The organism is Mesorhizobium sp. M0904 (genome assembly GCF_040319475.1).
Taxonomy (GTDB): Bacteria; Pseudomonadota; Alphaproteobacteria; order Rhizobiales; family Rhizobiaceae; genus Mesorhizobium.
Window position 1 is genome coordinate 331722 of the sequence record NZ_JAMYOC010000002.1, and the last position, 21393, is coordinate 353114.

At 59.2% G+C, this 21393-nt stretch carries 15 protein-coding genes and 5 pseudogenes; 7 read left to right on the plus strand and 13 right to left on the minus strand.

All coding sequences use genetic code 11. The annotated features are described in order from the left end of the window. Nucleotides 1-5: 5 nt before the first annotated feature. The 3 genes from NKH80_RS04075 to NKH80_RS04085 form a co-directional block, all read right to left on the minus strand. Entirely contained in the window at nucleotides 6-878 is an 873-nt protein-coding gene (locus tag NKH80_RS04075; protein WP_352989777.1) for a DUF2182 domain-containing protein, read from the minus strand. 4 nt (nucleotides 879-882) lie between these two features. Further along, nucleotides 883-1521 carry a DUF1326 domain-containing protein gene (locus NKH80_RS04080; protein WP_352989780.1) on the minus strand — a complete coding sequence of 213 codons (639 nt, stop codon included), beginning with the start codon at nucleotides 1519-1521 and terminating at the stop codon, nucleotides 883-885. A 165-nt stretch (nucleotides 1522-1686) separates the two neighbouring features. Then, entirely contained in the window at nucleotides 1687-1869 is a 183-nt protein-coding gene (locus NKH80_RS04085) for a DUF982 domain-containing protein (RefSeq protein ID WP_352881831.1), read from the minus strand. Nucleotides 1870-2203: 334 nt separating this feature from the next. On the opposite strand from NKH80_RS04085, the gene NKH80_RS04090 reads away from it, so the two are divergent. Beyond that, the gene (locus tag NKH80_RS04090) at nucleotides 2204-2344 is read left to right on the plus strand and encodes a hypothetical protein (RefSeq protein WP_352989785.1); all 141 of its coding nucleotides are present in this window, start codon (nucleotides 2204-2206) and stop codon (nucleotides 2342-2344) included. Nucleotides 2345-2941: 597 nt separating this feature from the next. Here NKH80_RS04090 and NKH80_RS04095 read toward each other — a convergent pair. From NKH80_RS04095 to NKH80_RS04120, 6 genes and pseudogenes are all read right to left on the minus strand, one after another. Then, the gene (locus tag NKH80_RS04095; protein ID WP_352989787.1) at nucleotides 2942-5143 is read right to left on the minus strand and encodes a xanthine dehydrogenase family protein molybdopterin-binding subunit; all 2202 of its coding nucleotides are present in this window, start codon (nucleotides 5141-5143) and stop codon (nucleotides 2942-2944) included. A gap of 3 nt (nucleotides 5144-5146) precedes the next feature. Continuing rightward, the gene (locus NKH80_RS04100) at nucleotides 5147-5605 is read right to left on the minus strand and encodes a (2Fe-2S)-binding protein (RefSeq protein WP_352467057.1); all 459 of its coding nucleotides are present in this window, start codon (nucleotides 5603-5605) and stop codon (nucleotides 5147-5149) included. A gap of 237 nt (nucleotides 5606-5842) precedes the next feature. Next, nucleotides 5843-6169, minus strand: a pseudogene (locus NKH80_RS04105) (DUF4917 family protein); the annotation flags it as partial. 645 nt (nucleotides 6170-6814) lie between these two features. Next, entirely contained in the window at nucleotides 6815-8230 is a 1416-nt protein-coding gene (locus NKH80_RS04110; protein WP_352989789.1) for a mannose-1-phosphate guanylyltransferase/mannose-6-phosphate isomerase, read from the minus strand. Nucleotides 8231-8423: 193 nt separating this feature from the next. After that, nucleotides 8424-9461: a nodulation protein NodZ gene (locus tag NKH80_RS04115; RefSeq protein ID WP_352706159.1), complete on the minus strand. Its 1038-nt coding sequence runs from the start codon at nucleotides 9459-9461 to the stop codon at nucleotides 8424-8426. A 574-nt stretch (nucleotides 9462-10035) separates the two neighbouring features. After that, nucleotides 10036-10257 (minus strand): hypothetical protein, encoded by a 222-nt coding sequence (locus tag NKH80_RS04120; protein ID WP_352989793.1) that lies wholly within the window; start codon nucleotides 10255-10257, stop codon nucleotides 10036-10038. A gap of 248 nt (nucleotides 10258-10505) precedes the next feature. Here NKH80_RS04120 and NKH80_RS04125 point away from each other — a divergent pair, with 248 nt between their 5' ends. From NKH80_RS04125 to gmd, 3 genes and pseudogenes are all read left to right on the plus strand, one after another. After that, nucleotides 10506-10661 (plus strand): hypothetical protein, encoded by a 156-nt coding sequence (locus tag NKH80_RS04125; RefSeq protein ID WP_352989796.1) that lies wholly within the window; start codon nucleotides 10506-10508, stop codon nucleotides 10659-10661. 371 nt (nucleotides 10662-11032) lie between these two features. Further along, nucleotides 11033-11349 (plus strand): annotated as a pseudogene (locus tag NKH80_RS04130) (nodulation factor ABC transporter ATP-binding protein NodI); the annotation flags it as partial. A 131-nt stretch (nucleotides 11350-11480) separates the two neighbouring features. Next, the gene (gene gmd / locus NKH80_RS04135; protein WP_023718702.1) at nucleotides 11481-12551 is read left to right on the plus strand and encodes a GDP-mannose 4,6-dehydratase; all 1071 of its coding nucleotides are present in this window, start codon (nucleotides 11481-11483) and stop codon (nucleotides 12549-12551) included. A 126-nt stretch (nucleotides 12552-12677) separates the two neighbouring features. Here gmd and NKH80_RS04140 read toward each other — a convergent pair. Next, nucleotides 12678-12956, minus strand: a pseudogene (locus NKH80_RS04140) (integrase core domain-containing protein); the annotation flags it as partial. 914 nt (nucleotides 12957-13870) lie between these two features. Between NKH80_RS04140 and NKH80_RS04145 the strand changes: the two are divergent. Both NKH80_RS04145 and NKH80_RS04150 read left to right on the plus strand, forming a co-directional pair. After that, nucleotides 13871-14143, plus strand: coding sequence for a hypothetical protein (locus NKH80_RS04145; protein ID WP_352706163.1), 273 nt, complete (start codon nucleotides 13871-13873; stop codon nucleotides 14141-14143). 96 nt (nucleotides 14144-14239) lie between these two features. Then, nucleotides 14240-14965, plus strand: coding sequence for a thermonuclease family protein (locus NKH80_RS04150; RefSeq protein ID WP_352706263.1), 726 nt, complete (start codon nucleotides 14240-14242; stop codon nucleotides 14963-14965). A 37-nt stretch (nucleotides 14966-15002) separates the two neighbouring features. On the opposite strand, the pseudogene NKH80_RS04155 reads toward NKH80_RS04150, so the two are convergent. Then, nucleotides 15003-15482 (minus strand): annotated as a pseudogene (locus NKH80_RS04155) (transposase); the annotation flags it as partial. Between the two features lie 155 nt (nucleotides 15483-15637). Between NKH80_RS04155 and NKH80_RS04160 the strand changes: the two are divergent. After that, nucleotides 15638-16673, plus strand: a pseudogene (locus NKH80_RS04160) (IS110 family RNA-guided transposase). Between the two features lie 407 nt (nucleotides 16674-17080). Here the strand turns inward: NKH80_RS04160 and NKH80_RS04165 are convergent. Further along, on the minus strand, nucleotides 17081-18859 hold the full coding sequence (locus NKH80_RS04165; protein WP_352706166.1) for an ATP-dependent helicase: 1779 nt from the start codon (nucleotides 18857-18859) through the stop codon (nucleotides 17081-17083). Further along, nucleotides 18852-20657 carry an ATP-dependent nuclease gene (locus NKH80_RS04170; RefSeq protein ID WP_352706168.1) on the minus strand — a complete coding sequence of 602 codons (1806 nt, stop codon included), beginning with the start codon at nucleotides 20655-20657 and terminating at the stop codon, nucleotides 18852-18854. Before NKH80_RS04170 ends, NKH80_RS04165 begins: the two co-directional genes overlap by 8 nt. Nucleotides 20658-21393 lie beyond the last annotated feature (736 nt).

Consider the following 21393-nt stretch of genomic DNA (forward strand, 5'->3'; position numbering starts at 1 on the left):
CGGCGCTACCCTGCCATCCATGGCATCGCCACCGCGCCGCTCGCCACCGCGATACCGAGTGCTATCAACGCGATCCCCACCGTCGCCTCGAAGCGATGGCCGCGCGGCAACAGCTTCTCGACGAAGACGACCAGCGTCAAAAGCAGCATCCAGGCGAGGCTCATGACACCGGCCGCGACCAGAACGGCAAACAGCGCCCAGCAGCAGCCGAGGCAGTACAGGCCGTGCCGCAGCCCCATGCGAAGGGCGCCGATCCGCCCGTCGCGCCAGTGCTCGGCAATGAAAGCCAGTGGCGAGCGGCAGTGCCCGAGGCAGATGTGCTTGGCCGCCGTGAACTGGTAGAGCCCAGCCGCTGCGAGCGTGGCGCCGAGCGCGAGCGGCGCCCAACGCGAACGCTGAGGCGGATCGAAGCTTCTCGCGATATCGCTGCCGAGCTGGACCAGCGCATACACTAGAAAGCCGGCTCCAGCCCAGACGAGGATATAGCCGGCGACGAAGATCCAGGTCGGAACTGCAACGCGGCGTTCGCGCCTTGACTGTGCCGACGCGAACATGAAGGTCATCGGCGCAGCAGCAGGCAGCATCATCGCCGCCATCATCACGGTCCATACCGCGAGAAACACGGCGGCGTTGCCGATCGACCAAGGCTCGGCGGCGATGCCGCCCATCGCCATGTCGGCCATACCCTCCACGCCTTCCATCCGGCCGCGCACGGCAATGCCCATCGGCATGTTCATGCTGAGGGTTTGGTAGAGCGTGACCGCCCAGGCTGCCGCCGTCAGCAGCGCGAGGGAAGCAAGCAGGCCGAGTGGCACGCCGCCCAGCCTTCTGACAGGCGGCGGCAAGGAGAACCGGCCGATGGCGCGTGGGTCTGCCACCGCCTCAGCTCGGGCCGGTCCACTCGAACGGTATGTGCTTGCTCCAGCGGGCAGTGCCGGTCCAGTCGAGGCCGAAGCCCTTGGTGCTGACCTCGACGGAACGGCCCCAGGTGGCAACCTGGCCGGGACCGACCTCGGAGCCCGGTGGGTTGATCGTCTGCACGCGCTTGCCGGGTGGGGTAGTCGGCCCCGAAAGCGCTTCCGCACGCCCGACGACGCGGCCAGGGATCTCGACCCGCCAGGTGGCGAGGTCGCCCGCCACCTCGAAGGCGATCGGCACAAACTCCATGCCGCGCATTTCGCCAATGTTGGCGGCAAAGCCCGCCGGCCAGCCGCCGGCCTGCCCGCCGAAGATGGTCTGCAGCGCCTCGCGCTGCTTCTCGTTGGCCTTCTCATCAAGGTACATGCCCATGACGGCCTTTGCCTCGCCGGCCCAGAGATTGCCTTCGAACTCTCCGAGCGCCACCAGCGTCAGGCCGTCGAGCTTCACGTCGCCGTATTGGCCCTCACGCACGTGCCAGGCGAGCACGCCCTGGCAGTGATTGCCGGTCGGCGGCTGTGCAAATTCGCAAGGGCAAGGGATGTCGCAGCTGCAGATGTCGAACCAGTCGCCTGCGAGCCGCCATCGAGGAACTGCGTTCATGGCTCTTACTCCCGAGAACTGATGGGGCAAGATTACTCCGTCGGCGCTCGCGGCGCCACGTCTTACCTAGGCGGGGTAATGGGCCGCTAAGCGGGCGGCTCACTTTGCGACGGCGCTTGAATGGCGCGCTCCGCTCGCGGCCTGCTTGGCGGTCCGTTACCCCATCTAGTCAGCGAAGCCATCGAAGGCGCGGTGACACGCACGCTTTGCCGTTTCGTAGATCACGCCTCGCCGATGCTTCGGCCATTCGTCGAGAAAATCGAAAGCATCCTCAAGACAGGCGATCTCTTGAATGAGACCTTCCGCGGCTCTCACGAACACGGGACTCTCAAATGCTCTCTCGCTCATCGAAACCTCCAATCTTTGAACGATTTCAGGTGGTTGAGGATGGTCGCCCCAGCAATCGGCAGCGACCTGCGGGAAATATGTGAAGGCCGATTTTCGACGTCAAGACCGCATGAAGCCAGTGCGCTATCCGACAAAAGTCCTCGGTTACGACGGACACGGTGAGTGCTACTCAGGCGACGGCCCGCTCGGTCCAGCCGGTGGGTTGAACGAACGTCACTCGCTTGGTCTATGGCACACGCTCACCCTCTGCGCAGAACGCGGACCAGATCGGCCTCTTCTCCTGTCCTATTTTCACGCCGCAGCCGCCCTTTTGCCGCACTGGGCAGTCCGACCCGTGGAGAAGTGGATCCGGATCAAGCCGTGCAAGACAGACAAAAGCAAGGTGCGCAGCCAGCCGGTGGTCGTCGAATTGCCGTTGCTGCCGGAGCTCGCGGCCGAGCTTTCGTGCGCACTGGCGGGCAATGGCAGCAGGTGAGCCAATGGTGGGCCCGGAGGGTATTCAGAAAGCCATAAAAATCAATTGGTAAGAGATCAGTGGGACTTCAAAGCATTCAAATCTTTTCCAATGTTTTTCGATGTTGTTGTCCCACTCAGAAGTGCCTCAGTCCACCAAACCGACGCACTGAACGCCTCACTCGGAAGGGAGGTTTGCGCAAGGTGAAAGGAAGATCGCGTCGGTGTGCAGCCTTCCTGAGAAAGGTCGCGGTAGAGCCAACTGCTGACGCTCAGCGCGAAGACATCAATGTCCTGTTATGGGGCCGTCAGAGGACCGGCCGCTTCTCGCCCAGAAAGCGATAGCAGACATGCAACTAGGTGGTACAAAAGTCTCTAGCGTGACCCTTTCGAGACATTTGCGTGCGGCATTTGCGTCTCGAAAGCGTTTCTTCAGTGCTACCAGCACCAACGACCGTCTGCGGTCGTTCAGAACACGGGTTACCGTCTCTAAACCGGATATTGGACCGGGCAGCCGCCGGAAATAGATCGAATGGAGGTGATCGCCTGTCAGGAGGCGTTCAAAAATGACCTACGACCGCGATCTTCATCGCGGCCGTTTTCATGGTGTCATTCCCGGCTATGCTGATAAGTTCTTTATGATCGGCAGCTTGCGGATCGTCTTGCCCGTCGCCGCCCGTAGCGCGTTGGCGACGGCCGGGCCGATCGGCGGCACACCGGGCTCGCCAACGCCCGTGGGCGGCTCGTCGGACGGCACAATGTGCACCTCGACGCGCGGCATCTGCTCGATCCTGAGCGGCGTATAGGTGTCGTAGTTCTCTTGGTCTATGACACCGCCCGTCAGGGTCAGCTCCTCCTGGAGGATCGCGCCTAGCCCGAAGCCGATACCGCCCTCCATCTGAGCGCGGATCTGGTCAGGATTTATCGCGGTGCCGCAATCTACCGCGCAGACGACGCGGTCGACTTTGAAATCATTTCCATCGTTGAAGGTGATCTCCACCACCTCGGCGACATAGGTCGAGAGGCTTTCATGCAGGGCCACGCCGCGGAAACGGCCTTCCGGCAGAGGCTTGTCCCAGCCTGCCTTCTCAGCAGCCAATTTCAGCACGCCGGCATGCCGTGGATGGTGACCGAGCATCGACAAGCGGAAATCGACCGGATCACGGTTCGCAGCGGCGGCGAGCTCATCGATCAGGGTTTCCATTGCGTAAGCGGTGTGGGTGGAGCCTACCGAACGCCACCACAGCACTGGGATGTTCACGTCCGTCGTGGTCAGCTCGACCTTCAGGTTCGGGATCGCATAGGGCAGGTTGGTGGCGCCCTCCACGGAGGTCGGATCGATGCCGTTCTCGATCATCGCCGCAAAGGGCGAACCGCCCGCGATCGATTGGCCCACGATGTGGTCATGGAGAGCGACGACATTGCCTTCCTTGTCGAGCCCCGCCTTGACTGCGTGCACATAGACCGGCCGGTACCGCCCACCCCGCATGTCGTTCTCGCGGGTCCACTGCACCTTCACTGGCTTGCCGGGTCCCAGTGCACGCGCTGTGGAAACAGCTTCGATAATGAGATCTGCGTCCGAGACCGCTCGGCGGCCGAAGCTGCCGCCGGTCTTCATCACGTGCAGCCTCACCTTGTCCGGCGTGGTGCCGCCTACTTGAGCGGCAGCCGCCTGATAAAGGTCGGGCATCTGGTGTCCGCCCCAGACGTCGATGGTGCCGTCTTCGTTGATTCGGGCGGCCGCGTTGAGTGGCTCGATCGAAGCATGGACAAGATAGGGGAATTCGTAGTGCCCTTGGATGACTTTCTCAGCACTGGCCAACGCTGCGGGAGTGTTACCGTCGTCGCGCGCGGTGGCCGCGCCCGGATCGTCTGCTGCCTTAGTGTATTCGGCCATGATCTCGGCCGTGCCGCGCCTTTCGGCCTTCTCTTCGTTCCAGGTCACCTCCACGAGATCGCGGCCCTTGAGCGCCGTCCACATGTCCCTGCCGACCACGGCAATGCCGCGCGGCGTCTGGACGACATCGACAATGCCGTCGAGTGCCTTGGCTTTGGAGGCGTCGAAGCTCTCGATCTCAGCGCCGAACTTCGGCGGATGGATCATAACGGCCGTATTGAGTCCATCCATCTTGAGGTCGATCGTGTAGGTCTGCGCGCCATTGGTCTTGCCGGCGGAATCGTAGCGCTTAAGGCTGTCCGATCCGATCTGGGCCCACTTGTCGCGCGGCTTTAGCGGCACGTCGTCGGGAACCGGCATTCCCGCTGCGGCTTCAGCCAGGTCACCGAAGCGCGCCTGCATCCCTGAGGCGTGCGACACGACCCCGGAAGCGACTGTGATCTCGCCGGCTGGCACGTCCCACCGCTGCGCCGCGGCCGCCACCAGCATGGCCCGTGCGGCAGCACCCGCCTTGCGGTAGCGCTCCCACGACGAGCTCATCGACGTGGAGCCACCGGTTCCCTGCGCGGCCCCGCCCCAGGCGAGATTGCCGTAGAGCGCGGTATTGCCATATCCGCCGACCACGTGGACCTGCGCCCAGGCGCCGTCGAGCTCTTCCATAACCAGGGTGGCGATGCCGAAATAGGAGCCTTGTCCCATCTCGAACTGCGACGAGTGGATGACGATTCGGTTCTCCGGTGTGATCTCGACATAGGTCTGGAAGGGGTTCGCCTGGACCGCTGCAGGCGTCGTTTGTGCGTTGGCGGGCGCGGCCATCATTAGCCGGTAGCCCACGGCGAGGCCCGCGGTGGTGACGGCCGTGCCGAGGAGGAACTGGCGGCGCGTGGGCCCCACGGCATTATGCTTCGGGAGAAACTGCAACATGCCTCAGGTCTCCAGCCGGTTGGCGGTCTCGTGGATGGCCGCGCGGATGCGATGATAGGTGGCGCAGCGGCAGAGATTGCCGCTCATCGCCGAATCAATATCATCGTCCGTCGGCTTCGGCGTCTCTGTCAGGAGGGCCACGGCCGACATGATCTGGCCAGACTGGCAATAGCCGCATTGAGGTACGTCGAACTCGGCCCACACGGCCTGGACCGTTTCGCCGATCTTGCCCGACACGCCCTCAATGGTGGTGATCGAGGCTCCTTCGATGTCGCCGACTGCGGTCTGGCACGAGCGCGTCGGCATGCCGTTAACGTGAACCGTGCAAGCGCCGCACTGGGCAAGGCCGCAACCGAATTTCGTTCCTGTGAGTCCGATGCCGTCACGGATCGCCCAGAGCAGCGGCATCTCTGGATCGACGTCGAGTGTTCGCGCCTCGCCATTGAGGGTAAAAGCGACCATGGCTTGCTCTCCTTGTCCTGAGCTGGCTATCTCGTTGCGCCTCCGCCCGGCTAGGAACCGGACTCTTCTTGCTGAGGCATAGCGACCACAGACTAGGATCGCGCAGCTCGAGCAACAAGCCGCTAGCTGGCAATCGCGAGATCGTGAAGTGGCTCGTGTCGAAAGGCTGGAGGCAACTGAATGTCATTTTTGGGCCGACCGGCCGGTCAGTTTCCGGCTCAATGACCTGGTTGGCAGTCATTCCGCTTCTAAGCCTAAACCCCAGACATGAACTGTAGCAGCATCATAAAAGACGACATCAAGCGGCGATTTTTCGTTGCGCTGCACCGCTAGCTCGTTCGCGTGGTTCATGATCCGCTGGTTATGCGCGGATGCTGGTTCACCATAGATGCCAACACCGAGCTTGCGAAACTTGCCACGCGCTATGCGGTTAAGGATGTGGTCGTCATTCGTAGCGAGCGAATGGCCGAAAATGAAGAAGCAATGGCTGGCGGTCTTCACATTTGCGGTGAACTGCTTGAAGCCTTGGTACAGGTAGGCATTGTGACGGATCTTCGCCTTCTTCTGGGCGCTGGTGGGCTGATGAAGGGCGGCTTAGGGTCATGATTTCCAGTTCATCGCGCTGCAATGACCGATGAGTCACAGACGCTGCATTTCGCGCTAGACCGCAGCTGCGGTATTCTCGATCATACGCTCAGCCATCCTATTCGCACCTCGTTGCCGCCGTTCGCCGCACCTATCGATCGGAGGCCTTCCAGCCTCGCGATAGCCGCGCTATGTGGCTGCACACAACCTGACGACGAACAGGAGCAAGATTGGACATAGAAGCCAGCACAAGATCGCCCTTCCCTGTCCTTGCTCGTTTTCATGCGAAAACAATCAAACTGAGTGCTGCGGGGATAGCGAGGTCGATTTGGCCCACTTCAGAGCAAAGTCGGCCATAAGCCATTGATACAATTTTGGTGGGCCCTAAGGGTGCTTGGAAAGTCAGAAATATCAAAGGCTATTCGACAGTGGGACTGTGTTGCGTTACTATGCTCTCCGGTCTTTTCCGGTTGATTTGTCCCACCCCTGATGCCGATTGCGGTCCTTCGCCGCTGCCTTGGTCAATTCCCGATTCCACAAGCATCCGGTCCTGAGTGGGCAGACGGCCTTCCTAGTGGTAATTAGTCAGCGACACGTTGACCGTTCTCCTCATGCGGGTGAAATCTACGTTCGACCATATACGTCGTCGAAGCGAACGATATCATCCTCGCCGAGATAATCGCCGCTCTGCACTTCAATGATCACTAGGTCAATTCTGCCTGGGTTCTCCAGCCGATGCTTATGGCCGCAGGGGATGTAGGCTGATTCGTTTGTCGCCAGGAACGACTCCTGCTCGCCATTGACGATTTTCGCGGAGCCGCTGACCACGACCCAGTGCTCCGAACGATGATAGTGCATCTGCAGGCTCAGCCGCCGACCGGGCTTCACCTCGATGCGTTTGATCTTGAAGCGCTCGCCTTCCTCAAGAACCGTGTAGGTACCCCACGGCCGGTGTACCGTGCTGTGGACCAGGTGAGCTTCATGTCCTGAAGCCTTGAGGCCCTCGAACAGCTTCTTGACGTCCTGAACGCGGTCGCGGGATGCGACAAGCAAAGCGTCCGGGGAATCGACGATCACCAGATCGCTGACACCGACCGTGCCGATGACGCGCTTGTCGGAGCTCACATAGCTGCCGGTCGTGTCGACCATATGCACATCACCGCGTATCCTGTTCCCGCTTTCGTCGGCGGCGATCAAATCGGCCATTGCGTTCCAGGATCCGATGTCGTTCCAATCCATGTCGCAGGCAACCACGGCAAGTTTGTTCGTCTTCTCCATGACAGCGTGGTCGAGCGAGATTCGCGGCGCGGAGCCGAAATGCTCAGGCGCGAGTTCGATTTTGGCAAAGCCTTCGCCTTGACTGAAGCGGCCGTTCTCGTAGCTATCGGAGACGGCCTGGATCACCGCGGGGCAATGCGATGCCATCTCGTCGAGCATGGTTTGTGCGCTAAAGCAGAAAATGCCGGCATTCCAGAAGAAGCGCTTGGACGCAACATAGGCTTTGGCTGTGTCCAGATCCGGTTTTTCAACGAAACGGACGACTTTCTCACCATCCGCTTCGATATAGCCGAATGCCGTGTCCGGTCTGGTTGGGGTGATGCCCAATGTGACGATCCGCCCGAGCTTCGCATGTTCGATGGCCCGGCACATGACGTCTAAAAATGCAGGCAGGTTGCCAACCATGTGATCGGCTGGGAAGACGCATAGAATCGCGTCAGGGCCTTGCGTTGCCTTGGCATGGATGGCGGCTGCCGCAACGGCTGCGGCCGTATCCCGGCCTTCTGGCTCGAGCAGAAAGGTGCGTGGCAGGACCACGGAATCTAGTTCGTCGAACTCGTCCTTGGTAAGGAAGAGATGTTCCCCAGATGTCACGGCGACGAGTTCCACTACGCCCTTTATCGAACCGACGCGCAACACAGTGTGCTGCATCAGTGAATGCCCGTCTGCCACTTTGAGGAAAGGTTTAGGGTGCGATTGCCTTGAGGCGGGCCATAGCCGCGATCCGGCTCCGCCGCTGATGATGACGGGAACCACTTTCATATAACAACCTCGATTTCGTCTCTGGAGTGATTGCCCGCGCCCTTTCGAGCGTTAGCGTCACGATCGCCGTCGCTCTGGCTTGGTCTGCGGCCTCCGAGTAACAGCGAAGTTCTGGCGCGTTGCCGAACGGCCTCACATGACGACGCTATCGGTATCGTACGACGCTTCCATGGCCTCGATGAGAAATGGACATTCAACTATGCCTGTTGGTTGCATCCGCCGAATTGTGCAGGTGACGGGTCTTAACTAGACCAGAGATTCTTTTGCTGTCTTCTATCAAAATCAAACGACTTGGCTCCTTCAGATCGAACTCAATTACGCGTGGTACGAAAAGGCGTGCATATCGTGTAAAGGCGCTCGTCGGAGGAAACCGAATTACAGTATCGCAGCGCCCGAGAAGATACATCTCAACGAGGGCGGAAATTGCGCCGTCCATCCCAAGTGCTGCAGTGTGTAAGGGGCCGTCTTGATCGGATCGGAAATGCTTGGGGACGGTGAGAAGATCGGGAAACTTGGCCGACAGATGATCCAGGATTTGCGCGCTGTCCGTGCACAAGAACAGCCGCACAGGCTTGGGGTGCGGTAACGCTTTAGCCTTATTAACCGCAGTGCACACTTGTCGAACGGCGAACTCCGGATCGGCCCAGTAGGGCGCATGGTCCATGATGTCTTCACCGTTACCATGTCGAACATGAACCCCGATGATGCTGTGCCCCTCAAAACATTCTTGGTAAATGGCATCTATGCGTGTTTGAATTTCAGACCGAGGCTTGACACTCTGGAACACCTGCCGCTCTGCATCCTCATCGCAGCGCCACATCAAACAAGCGTCACACACTACTGTGTTCGCTGCGACATCGTGTTCGGCCTGAAAGAGCTCGCCCAACTCGTCGCGCTCTTGGAAAATCTGCTCATCTGGGCGGTAAAGGCAGTCGATCGCTGGCCTATTCCACCACTCCGGGAAGAATGGACCCGGGAAGGAAAAGTCGTTGATCCGGTCGTCGCAAATAGCCGGTACGCCAGCGATGTCATTGATCGGTTGGAAGAACACCGGAAAAGCATTTGTGAAGGGTTGGTCGAGATAGCAGGACCCCCGCCAGTCGATAGCTAGCGTTCGTCCCGACCGCTGAGCGTAGCGCCAAGCGGCCGCCAGCGACCACAGACAATCACCGAACCCTGTACGCCTCTGAGAGACGACGAACCGGCGCTTTACCAATCCACTGACCTGCATTTTCGGAAATCTCGTTTCAGAGACGAGGTTGCATCCGGCTTGGGATCTCTTAGTCGATACTAGTCGACCGTTACGCCGGGCGATTTGGTAGAGGCTGCGCGTGGGGCAGAAGAGCTCCCTCAGCACTGCCTATCCTTATCTCTGTGACGCTCGCAAATCTTGACGCCGGGTACACTCGCTTCCGGTTTAAATTCAGCGTTCTCTAATGCGCCCGGCGACATGTGTAAAATTGATTGCGTGAATGTGGCCCATCCATGTGATGGATACTAAGGCGGTTCCTTGACCATGAGCCTCTGCTGACGTGGGGCCGCGCTTTGCTAAGCGAAACAGCCGGTTTCGCAGCGCGGCGAATTTGAACGGCCGCCTTTGCCAGCCCTCGCCATCGCATCCGGCTACAGGTGCCGAAGATCTTCTCGATCCGAGTACAAATTCTGTGGATCGGTTGGTTCCAGGCGTCGAGCTTTCGGCCTCGTCGCGCCCCCACATAGCGGTTGCGACGATGCGCGGCCTTCCACCCTTGGCGCGCACCGCGTCGCCGAGATGATTGCCTCGGTAGGCGCTGTCGGCAAACACTTCACCGGGATTGTTCGGGCAGAGCATCAGGAACCGCGTTGCCGTCCTCGGTGGGCGCCGAGACGGCGATCTCCTCGACAAGGGCCGTATCGGCGTAGGCACCGAAATGGGCTTTGAAGCAATGAAACGCTGGTCGGCGCTTGTACTTGACCCAATGGCCCTCTTCATCATCTTCGCTGGCCGAGGCGATGATCGCCGCATCGACAGGCGTGCCGATCTTCACCTGGATCGCTTGAACTGGCGGGTGATCTCGGCGAATAACAGGGTCATGAACCTCAAGGGCCTGTCGAAAACGGACGAGAGCGGGTTCGCACAGGTGTCGGCTCTGACACCGAGAACCCGCAGAACCGTCGGAACGATCCTCCACATGGCTGCAGACGCCAAAATTCCTCTCTCGGCCATCGTCGCACAGCATCGCGTGCCAGTCGCTCAGTCCAGCCGGCTCGAAAGCTATCCGGCAGGAGTTGCGCCATGTTGGCGCACTTGAAAGCGTCAGAGGGCGCCGTGTCGCATCTTTCGATGGGACCGGACGCCATGATGGCCATAAATGACGTGGATGGCCTGCGCCTGACATTCGACGGCCGGCGGGTCCTGCACATCCGTCCTTCAGGAAACGCCCGCAAATGACATGTTACGTTGAGGCAGTTAAGAATTGGACTTGAAAAAGGGACTTTGTTGACTGCCTTTCGGGCTAGCGCGCCCGAAATTCCTTGGAGGTCAATACGTAATGCCCTACCCGGCTTTTCGCCGCCGTCTCAGATGTGCGGTTCGCCCGAAGCCCCCGACTGCCACGAACTTTGTCTTCGCGCGGAGCGAACCCTCGCGCCCACGACTTGTGCCGCCGATGGTGCCGCGCTGCCCTGTCAAACAATCCATTTTATGGATGCACCTCATCCAAACAATCGATTTCACTGATCAAAACAATTTCCATTAGAAGACGCTGAAGCAGGCAAAGATTACTTGGTCAGCGCAAAAGAGGGATGGTGGAGTTCTAGTGTGGGTTGGACCCACATGCTCGCCATTTTATCTGGGAACTGCTACGTGCCCTGTTGGCGCAGGGCAATACGATTCTACTGGCCACCCACTTCGTGGAAGAAGCGGAGCGGCTATGCAACCGACTGTGCGTGCTTGAGAACGGATGTAGAATCCCAGAAGGGCGTCCTAACTCGCTGATTGATGAGCAAATCGGGTGCGACGTGATTGAAATCTATGTCGCTCACCCCGTGAGCTGAGTTCGGCACTCAGGCCGCATGTGCGACTTAGGCAGGTTAGCGGCGAGACTCTGTTTTGCTATGCCTCGAAGCAGGAGCAGGTGTGCTCGCTGGCTGACACTGTCAATGACGAGCTCCGCGCCGCATCTGTCGAAATCCTACCATAGGGTATGAGGCGGGCCGCCGGTGTGGCGAGCCAGATTCGAAACTTCAACTACCATAGAGCAGGAAGAAAATGGGCGAGAACAGGAAAGTTGCTCTAGTTACGGGCATAACGGGACAGGATGGTGCCTATCTCACGCGTCTTCTGCTGGAAAAAGGCTACGTCGTTCATGGGATTAAGCGACGTTCCTCGTCCTTCAACACGGGTCGCATCGAAGACATCTACCAAGACCCGCACGATCCCGATCCGCGCCTAATTTTGCATTACGGTGACCTCACTGATGCGACTAATCTCATCCGAGTAGTTCAGGAATCCCAGCCAGACGAGATTTACAACTTGGCCGCTCAGAGCCATGTCCAGGTGTCGTTCGAAACGCCGGAATACACAGCAAACGCCGACGGTATCGGAACATTGCGACTTCTTGAGGCGATCCGCCTCCTCGGTCTGAAGGACAAGACCCGTTTCTATCAGGCCTCGACTTCAGAGCTCTACGGCCTCGTGCAATCCGTACCGCAGAACGAAACAACGCCCTTTTATCCGCGCAGCCCTTACGCCGCCGCCAAGCTCTACGCCTACTGGATCGTGGTCAACTATCGCGAGGCCTATGGTATCCATGCTTCCAACGGCATTCTCTTCAATCATGAAAGCCCACTGCGCGGCGAAACTTTTGTGACGCGCAAGATCACCCGCGCCGCCGCTGCTATCTACCTCGGCAAGCAGGACAAGCTTTATCTCGGCAATCTCGATGCTCAACGCGATTGGGGCCATGCGCGTGAGTACGTGCGTGGTATGTGGATGATGATGCAGCAGGATCAACCGGATGATTACGTGCTGGCGACGGGCAAGACGACCCCTGTCCGCCAATTCGTCGAATGGGTTTTCGAAGATGTCGGCGTCGAGCTCGAATGGCGTGGTGAGGGAGTCGACGAAAAGGGCTATGATGTCGAGACCGGCAGATGCCTAGTCCAGGTAGACCCACGCTACTTCCGCCCCACGGAAGTCGATCTTCTCCTGGGCGATGCCACCAAGGCGAAGGAGAAGCTCGGCTGGGTGCATGAGACATCCGTGCGCGAGCTCGCCGCGGAAATGGTGCGGGAAGACCTCAAGGTCATGCAGACATCGGTAATAATGAAGGAAGCATAATGTACGATCTGAAGGGAAAAGCCGTGTGTGGGTCGCGGGCCACAAGCATGGTGGGCAGCGCTGTTGTACGCCGCCTCGCGTCTGAAGACTGCAAAGTTATGGCCGCCCTGACGTTTCCCCGAAATTTTATCCAGTCGTGAGTTCGTTTCCGGGGGTGGATTTGCCCTGATGGGCGGTGGACGCGACGGGTGCTGGCGCGGAGCGTTTCATGTTGCGCAGCGCGAGCGACCGTCGCGGGTTGAAGGTCGATGCAAATTCGTTGGGTGTCTGCCATCCGATGTGCGAGTGCGGACGCGCGCCGTTGTAATCGGCGCGCCATACATTGAGCCTCGCGCGGGCCTGGGCCAGGGACGTGAACCGCGTCTCGTTGAGGAGTTCATCGCGAAGGGGGCCGTTGAAGCTCTCGCGTTAGGGTCCTAGCCAACCTCTGACTGTGAACTCGCGGAAGCGATTTACGGCAAGCGCACACAGCAGCTCGTCCATGGCGTTCGTACATGAACTTTGGAAACTTATAATACTGGTACACACCTCCATGGCGGAACATTCTCTCCAATATCTCAGCGATTACCGGATAGCTATCTGCCTTCACCTACCTCGGCCTAGTGCAGAATCTTGGCCGAATGAACTCGGCGCTCTTGCTGCACACCAATGGTCCGTCCCGCGCGATGCGATCATACCGCCCCAGCTTACCTTCAAATCCGGCACTGGCGAGTATCTAGATCCAAGCCGACGGCGCCGGGGATCAAATAAAAAGCCGCCGACCGAAGCCAGCGGGCTTGATTGGGGTGGCCCGCGCGGACGGTCAAGGCTGCGCCGGCCGACCATGGCGGAAAGACCACCTTGGTCAACGGCACGGCCCGATGACGGCGTGCCGATGTACCACAACATGCGGCGAGCCTTCCGCCGTCGCGGAAAAAAGCCCGCCGGTTTTGAGCCAGCGGGCAAGTTCTGGAGTGGCTGAGATCAACCCAGCATCAGTCAACGACCGACGGAAGGGTTGGTTGCAGTGGATGCCAGCTAGCCGCAGCATGCTGTGAATCGTAGCAATGTGAAAAACAAAACTCTGGACTTCTAGGTCGGACTCGCCCCAATATTTGTTTGGGGGAATTCACATGAAAATTGGAGCACTCATCGCAAGTGCAGCCCTGTGCGTCAGCGGCTGCTCTACGAGCACTGTCGTGTCGGACAGCGATCTCACGGCAATGAATACCGTTGCGCTATGTCACGTTCTCGCCAGCAGCACGGAGGAACAGTATCCTAGTCGGGTATCGGCCCTTCTAGTGCGCAGGCGCGCAACAGCGGAGAAGTGCACCAGGCTTGTGCAAACCGACAATGCTGTCGCGGCAGGCATAGCGGTCGCGGTTGTCGGCGGCGCAGCTGTGGGTGTCGCTGCCAACAACGGCTATGGAGGCGGAACATATTACCGGCCACCGCCCCCACAAACCTATGGCGTCGCCTGGGACCAATTCTATGGCCAGAACTACAGCGTTATCTGGCGCTGCCGCGACCGGTCCACCGGGCGGTTCGTTGACGACTACTATTGCGCCGGCCTGCCCATGGTTGACAGCGCATGGCCGGGCTGGTCGGCGTAGCCGATGAGCAGGCCATACCGCAAATATCGATTCAGTCGGTGGCAGAGACCCACCGGTGCCAAGCTGTGGCGGCGCCAACTTGCGAGCGTGCCGGCAATGCTCGGTCTTACGGCAGCGGCGGCACTGGCCGCCTTCCTGGCGCCGTCGGGCGCGCAACGTAGCGACGATGCATCAAAGGCCAGCCCACGAAGGGCGGCGCCCGCCTCGCTTACCGGTGTCGCTTCCGTCATTGACGGCGACACGATCGAAATCCACGGCCAGCGCGTCCGTTTCAACGGCATCGACGCGCCAGAGAGCCGGCAGCTGTGCCGCGATGCGAATGGCGCCGAGTATCCTTGCGGCCGGCGATCGGCCGAAGCGCTGGACACTTTCCTGGCCGCGTCGAGGCCGCTCGAATGCACATTCGTGACGTGGGACCGCTACCACCGCTTTGTCGGCGATTGTCGGCGCGCTGACGGCGCGGGCGTGGCCGCCTGGATGGTCGAGCACGGCCAGGCGCTGGATTGGCCTCACTACAGCCAGGGCGCCTATGCGGGGCAGCAGGCGAAAGCCCAAGCCTCAAAGATCGGCCTGTGGGCCGGGACGTTTCAGGCACCCTGGGAATGGCGCGCTGCGCACGCCGACGGCGCGGCGCCGTCGAGCCGCCCACTGGGCGTCATCAGCCGTAAGCTGGTCGCGCAGAGCGGCTATTCTTGCGAGCCGCGGAGAACGTGCAAGCAGATCGGTTCCTGCGACGAAGCCAGCTGGTACCTGCAAAACTGCTCATGGGGCGGAAAACTCGATCGCGACAAGGATGGGATCCCATGCGAAACACTCTGCTAGCTGAAATGTAACGGAGTAAGCGCGCTACGGCCGTTTCGATCCCGCGCTGACGATGGGCGTCGGCGACGATCATGCTGGCATCGACCGCAAAGCCTTCGCCGCCGACGAGCCCTTCAGCTATGCAGCGCCGGACGACGGTTTCGAACAGTTCGCGCAGCAGGTCGGCATCGCGGAAGCGGCCGTGGCGGGTCTTGGAGAAGGTTGAGTGGTCAGGCACATCACCCTCGAGACCAAGCCGGCAGAACCACCGATAGGCCAGGTTCAGATGTACCTCCTCGCACAGCCGGCGCTCCGAGCGGATGCCGAAGCAATAGCCGACGATCAGCATGCGGATCAGCAGCTCAGGGTCGATCGAGGGACGGCCGATCGAGCTGTAGAAGGGCGCCAGATGCTGGCGGATGGCGGACAGGTCGACGAAGTGGTCGATCGCTCTGAGCAGGTGATCCGCCGGCACATGCCGCTCCAGGCTGAAGCCGTAGAACAGCTCCTCCTGCATCACACTTTGCTCGCCCATCATCGACTCAATCTCCTCTTACGACGAAGATTGAATCAGATGGGATATTCGGCTTGAGCCCCATCTTCGACGGTGATGGACGGAGGTGCTGCGCTCCGAGCTGATGATAGAACGTGGTCTGCAGCTACAGCCACAAGCATCAGGAAAGGAAACGCAGCATGAAGCATTATGCCGGATTAGATATCTCGGTAAAAGAGACCGCCGTTTGCATTGTCGATGAAACTGGCAAGATCTGCCGCGAGGTCAAGGTGGTCAGCCACCCCGACGACCTCACCGCGGTTCTGAAAGATCCCGCCTTGCGCATCGAGCGGATCGGGCTCGAGGCCGGACCGTTGTCGCAATGGCTGTTCGAAGGCCTGGCCACCCGGTTTGCCGGCAATCTGCATCGAGACCCGACACACCAAGGCATTCCTCAAGGCGCGGCCGAACAAGACGGATCGCAATGATGCGCGCGGCATCGCACAGATGATGCGCGTCAACCTGTTCCGCCCGGTGCATGTCAAGACGCTGACGAGCCAGAAGCGCCGCGCGCTGCTGACGGCGCGCAAGCTGCTGCAGGAAAAGGCCCTCGCCATCGAGAACGACCTGCGCGGCCTGTTGCGCAATTTTGGGCTCTAGGTTGGCGTCGTCGGGACCGTCAAGTTTGAGGATCGGATTCGCGAGCTCGTCGAAGGACGCTGTGAACTGGCCGAAATTGTCACGCCGCTGCTGGAGGCGCGCTGCAAGCTGCGAGAACAGTTTACAGTTCTACATCGCAGACTTCTGAGAATCGTGCGGGACGATGAGGTCTGTCGGCGCTTGATGACGATCTCCGGCGTCGGTCCTGTGGTGGCGCTAGCTTATACCGCGACGATCGACATTCCACAGCGATTCAGAAACTCCAAAACGGTGGGGTTCATTCTGGGACTGACGCCGGTGCTCAACCAATCAGGTGAAAGTCACCGCGTCGGTCGCGTCTCGCTGTGCGGCGACGGGATGATGCGCACCTTGCTCTACGAAGCCGCCCAAGTGATGCTAACGCGCGTCAAGAAGTGGTCATGGCTGAAGGCGTGGGCGATGAATGTCGCCAAGCGGTGCGGTCTGCGAAAAGCGATCGTCGCACTAGCCCGCCGGCTGGCGGTCATCATGCACCGCATGTGGGTGGACGGCACCGAATTCCGCTGGACGCGGGAGGCCTCGCCAGCCGCTATCTGACCGGGAAGGCCGTAAGGAGAGAGACAAGTTCCGCCACCGGCGGAAGCACGTCCTTCGCGGGACGATGGATGAGGCGAGTTCGTTGAAGCACTCGGACCGGTCGCTCACTGCAGCCGATCAGGCCGCGAATCAGATTGTGCCGCTTCATTCTCCTGATCCCATGCTGGGAGGGCTAAAGCCGATCCCGTAGAGAAGCGAGGCCCCGCGAAAGACGTCAAACGCCGGAGAAGCCGCAAGCTCGAAAGCGCTTGACCTCAACATGCCGAATAGAGAAGTGCTTCAGGACTGCTGCAACCCGGACTTTTTCAACACTATCGGTTGGTCGCTGGCGAAAGCAGACTCCTTGAAACCTCGACAGATGGGAAAAAACCAAACGGCAGACTTACTATGATCCACAAACCACGCAGCTAGCCTATAAGTCGCTCCTCCACCTCGCTGACAAATTGCGAGGGATTGTGCGCGGAATACACGATATGCACCTCCCGCTTTGCCCTGGTGAACCCGACGTAGAAGAGCCGCCGTGCCTCGACAAGTCTTCGACCCGAGTCACCCGTGCGGGGTATTCTGCCTTCATCCATTCCGAACATAACCACGGCTGAAAATTCGCGCCCCTTCGAGCTGTGTAGCGTAGTCAGCTTGAGGTGATCTCCGTCACTCTGTCCGGCGAACTCCGACAGGACCATGTGGCTGCAGTCTCCATCCGTGCATCGGTCCAAAAACGTCAGGAACGTCTCGCGTTCGTCCTGGAGAGACCGAGCGCCGGTGAGCAGGCCGGACAGGAGCTCCGTATACAGGCTTTCGAGCCAGTCGCGCAGGTGCACTGTCGCATCGCGGCGATCCCAAAGAAACTGAACGAGCTGTCTCTGGAATTCCAGCTGCGCAATTTCGTCAGGCAGCTCCTCGGAAAAGAACCTCGATCCTTCGTTCGCGACTCTGATGAAACGTGGCACGCCGGTTCGCCACCCGGCACAACACCATTCTGCGCATAGCTCGATCCATCTCATCAAGCGGCTGTTGCGCGGGTATATGGAGTTCCCGTCGGTTCGCAGTATCGCGACGGAACGTGCCGCGGCAGCCGTTGCCAAAGCATCCCCGATCCATGCCGCGGGATACACGAGGGCAACGTCGCCAATCCCGATGCCCGGTAATCTCTCTTGAATGGCCGGTAGAAGCGTATCGAAGACATAGCTTGCCTGCTGATCATAGCTCCCTCCGGGCCGAGGGTGGAAATAGACTGCTCCCTCTGGCGAGCCTTCGGCTGCCTGGTAACCTCTGTCTTCTCCCAAGGCATAAGTGGAGGCTGTGATGATCCGCGACCCACTGCGGTAGTTCAAGCGAAGTTGCACCGTCTCAACGTCTGTGCGATCGGCTATCTGCTGGAGCAGTTCGGGATTCGCACCGTTAAATCCGTAAATCGACTGATCGACATCTCCGACCGCGAATAGGCGCATTCCAGTGCTGAAGCAAAAGCCCATTACCATACGGTGTAGAGCTCGACCCAGATCCTGATACTCGTCTACAGCAAGTATGGGATATTTGGCGAGTACCGCTCTCTGCAGCCAATCATGCTGCCGTAGTGCGCGAACTGCCAACAGGGGCATGTCGTCGAAGTCGATGCGTTCGAGCGATCGCAATTCAGCTTCAAACGCTTCCACGAGCGCCGCCATCCTTGGGTCTGATTCTCGCCACTGGGCCGTTTCCCGGTTCAGGATCGAACGGCGGTATGTCCCCATCGGGAAATCCAAATTTTGCGGGTTCTGCGGTCCCCCGCCTATGCGCCGATAAGCTCTGTCTAATGCAAGTGCCCGCTCTGCCCGCGTCGCAACTTGAAAGTCGTCTGGCAAGCCCATCCGCGCGACTTTTGCGTAAGGGAGAATGATCTGCGTCAGCGAGAAGGAGTGAACCGTGCCGATGAAGACGCGTTTGCTGGGTTCGACCCCCAAGGCGCTGAGGCGGTCCTCAAGCTCTCGCGCACACTCGTTGTTGTAGGTGATGCACGCTATTCCGCGGGGCTCTTCTACATCCTCGGCGAGCATTCTCGCTAGCTTAAGGGTCAGTATCTTGGTCTTGCCGCTTCCCGGGCCGGCGAGAACAACACAGTGCCCGGTTGAATCATAGGCGTCCCACTGACCTTCATTCTCACGAAGGTCCTCGGCGGCTCGGAGATAGATCTTTGGGCTAGACACGGGCCGCCACGAACTCCAGCGCTTTGCGGATGTATGCGGGCGGTTCAATGCCGGCTATCTTGGAAGCGAGGCGCTGGGCAAAGCGGCCTTTTCCTGGCATCTCGATCATCTTGAGATACTCGTCGACGTCGAGGTCGCTGTTGTCGGCGCGCCAATCAGATATCTTCTGTTTTCGAGTGGGTCCGAACTGGACGGTGTCGAGTACGTCCAGGATTTCGTCTGCGAACTCCCCCTTGAAGAGGTCCACTTCCAGCGTGTGCGCATTGGTGAAGATGCCGAACTCCTCGAATTTCTCCGCGAGGTCGTCTTCATCCTCATCATCGTTGACCCGCTTGATCTCATCTCTGAGGCCCGCAACATTGCCTCCATCTTTAAGTCCTTCGATCAGAAGACACAGCTTTGTTGCGCGGGCGATGCCTAGCGGTGTTTTTCCTGGTGCAGGATCCCAGTCGGTGATTACGGCAATCGGAATCCCGAGGGAGGTCAAGAACTTCACGTAGGGCCTAAAATTCGTTCCCGCGACCGAGCAGATCGAAATCCCCAGCTTGTCGAGGTCGATATTCAACTGTTTTGCGAACTCGGGAACGAGAAACTTCTCGGCATCTCCTTCGACCAGAACGATACCGCGTGCAAATAGGATTTCCGCGCGCGTTACGTCCAGGTATCGCGCAAGATCGTCGCGCTCGGTGGTCGTAAGGGTCATCTGCGCGGCGGATGTGGCTACGGTTCCCTCGTTAAATGCATCCTTCAGCAAAACGATGGAATTCAGGGGCGCGATGCTCGCGATATGCGGAGAATGCGTTGTCAGAAATATCGATATGGAGCCCACATCATCTCGCCCAGCAAGGCCAGTGAACAGGTGCCGATAGACGGATCGCTGCAGGTGTGGATGGAGATGCGCCTCGGGCTCCTCGATGGCGAAGAGCGTGTGATCTCTCTTGTTCTCGTCGATCTGGCGCTTGAGCTCCAGTGCCTTTAGCGCGAGGAAAACGATGTTCGATGAACCGAGGCTGGCGTCTGAGATCGTCCGCTTGCCGTCGTCGATCAGCAGCCTGACGTTACGATACACGCGGGCAATGTCGGTTGCTCCAAATCCAAGGCTCGGTTTCACATCTTGCTTGGTACCACTGAGCTGCAGGAAGAGTGTCCGAAGATCGTCTTGTAGTTCATCTACGGCATCGAAGTCGGTCAGCTGCGCGGTAGCCGTCTCGATCGCGTCCTTGATGGCTTCTAGGTCGTCGCGGTCAACACTGCCGAACGCCGATTCGACCAGAGGCCTTAGCGGAGAGCGTCGCCAGTTTGACAGGTCGGCCTCTGCGTCTCTGAGTGCAGGAAGCAAGTCCATCACTATCCGTCGCCGAACGTCGTGACCGAATCTCTTGGTTTCACTCTCTCCACCGAAGCAGATGAACTCGTAATCATCGTCGGATGCAGGAGCGCCGGGGAGGTTGGCGAGCGGGCGAAACTCGTAGGAGAGGCGGACAATGGACGGATCGGCGTCCAAGCGGAAATCTGTCAGGACGCGCAGAACGTCGAGATCGCTTTCGAAATCTTGTATTTCAACCGAGACCGAGATCGTGTCGGTTGCGCTTGGCGTCGCCACTCCGTCCCAAAAATCCGCCAGCGTGAGTTGCCTTGCGCTGTCTGGAAGCGTCGGGTCAAAAATCAGCCTGAGTGCGTACAGCAGATTGCTTTTTCCGACCCGGTTCTCGCCGACAATGACGGCACTTCCGTCGAGCTGGACGTCCAGGTTTTTGAAGTTTCGGAAATTGCGAATTTTGAGACGTGTAAGCTTCAAGTCTACCTCTCCGATTTCCGAGCGTCGTTGCTTAGCCTGACGGCGGTTGTAGCGGGTGCGACGACGATTCGCTGACAAAATTGCCGGTGATGCGACCGAATCCAACGCGGGTTAGCTACGTTCGCGATCATGTTTGCTGAAGCCTCCCTCACAACGCTCCAAAAACCTCATCCCAGACAAGAGCGGTTTGTGTCTGACCGCTCTCTATGTTGGCCATGCTCAACTTGGATAGCTCGACTCGAAATCGGGGGCTTCGCAGACCGTGTTGCCCGCGAAATTCTGCGCTCGAATCCAGTATCGGTGCTACGAATGCATATTGTGACATTACGATTTATGCATTTTGAGCGCTGCGCGAATAAACTCTCGGAAAATCGGCGATCTGCGTAGCTCTGAGATGAGTTCAGCTTCGAGTGCCGGGTCAGCCGATCTCGGCGCCGGCCAAGAGTTCAACAGACTGGCCATGCGAAGTCGCATTTTCGTCGAGACAGGCTCTTTTCCAGCAAGAACTTTCGATAAGTGGCCTTGGTCGACATTAAGGCAAGCCGCTAGGTCCATCTGTGTCATGGAGGTCTCGCGTCGCTTGAGATCAATCCTGCGGGCAATATCCGGAATCTTGCTTTGCATATGGAATACATATAGATTTGCGAACATGATCGCTAGTTCGGAAACCTCTCGTCGTTTTGGCCCGGAGGACGAAGTTCTTCCGGGCGTCCGCTTTGGGCTTAGTGGTTGGGCA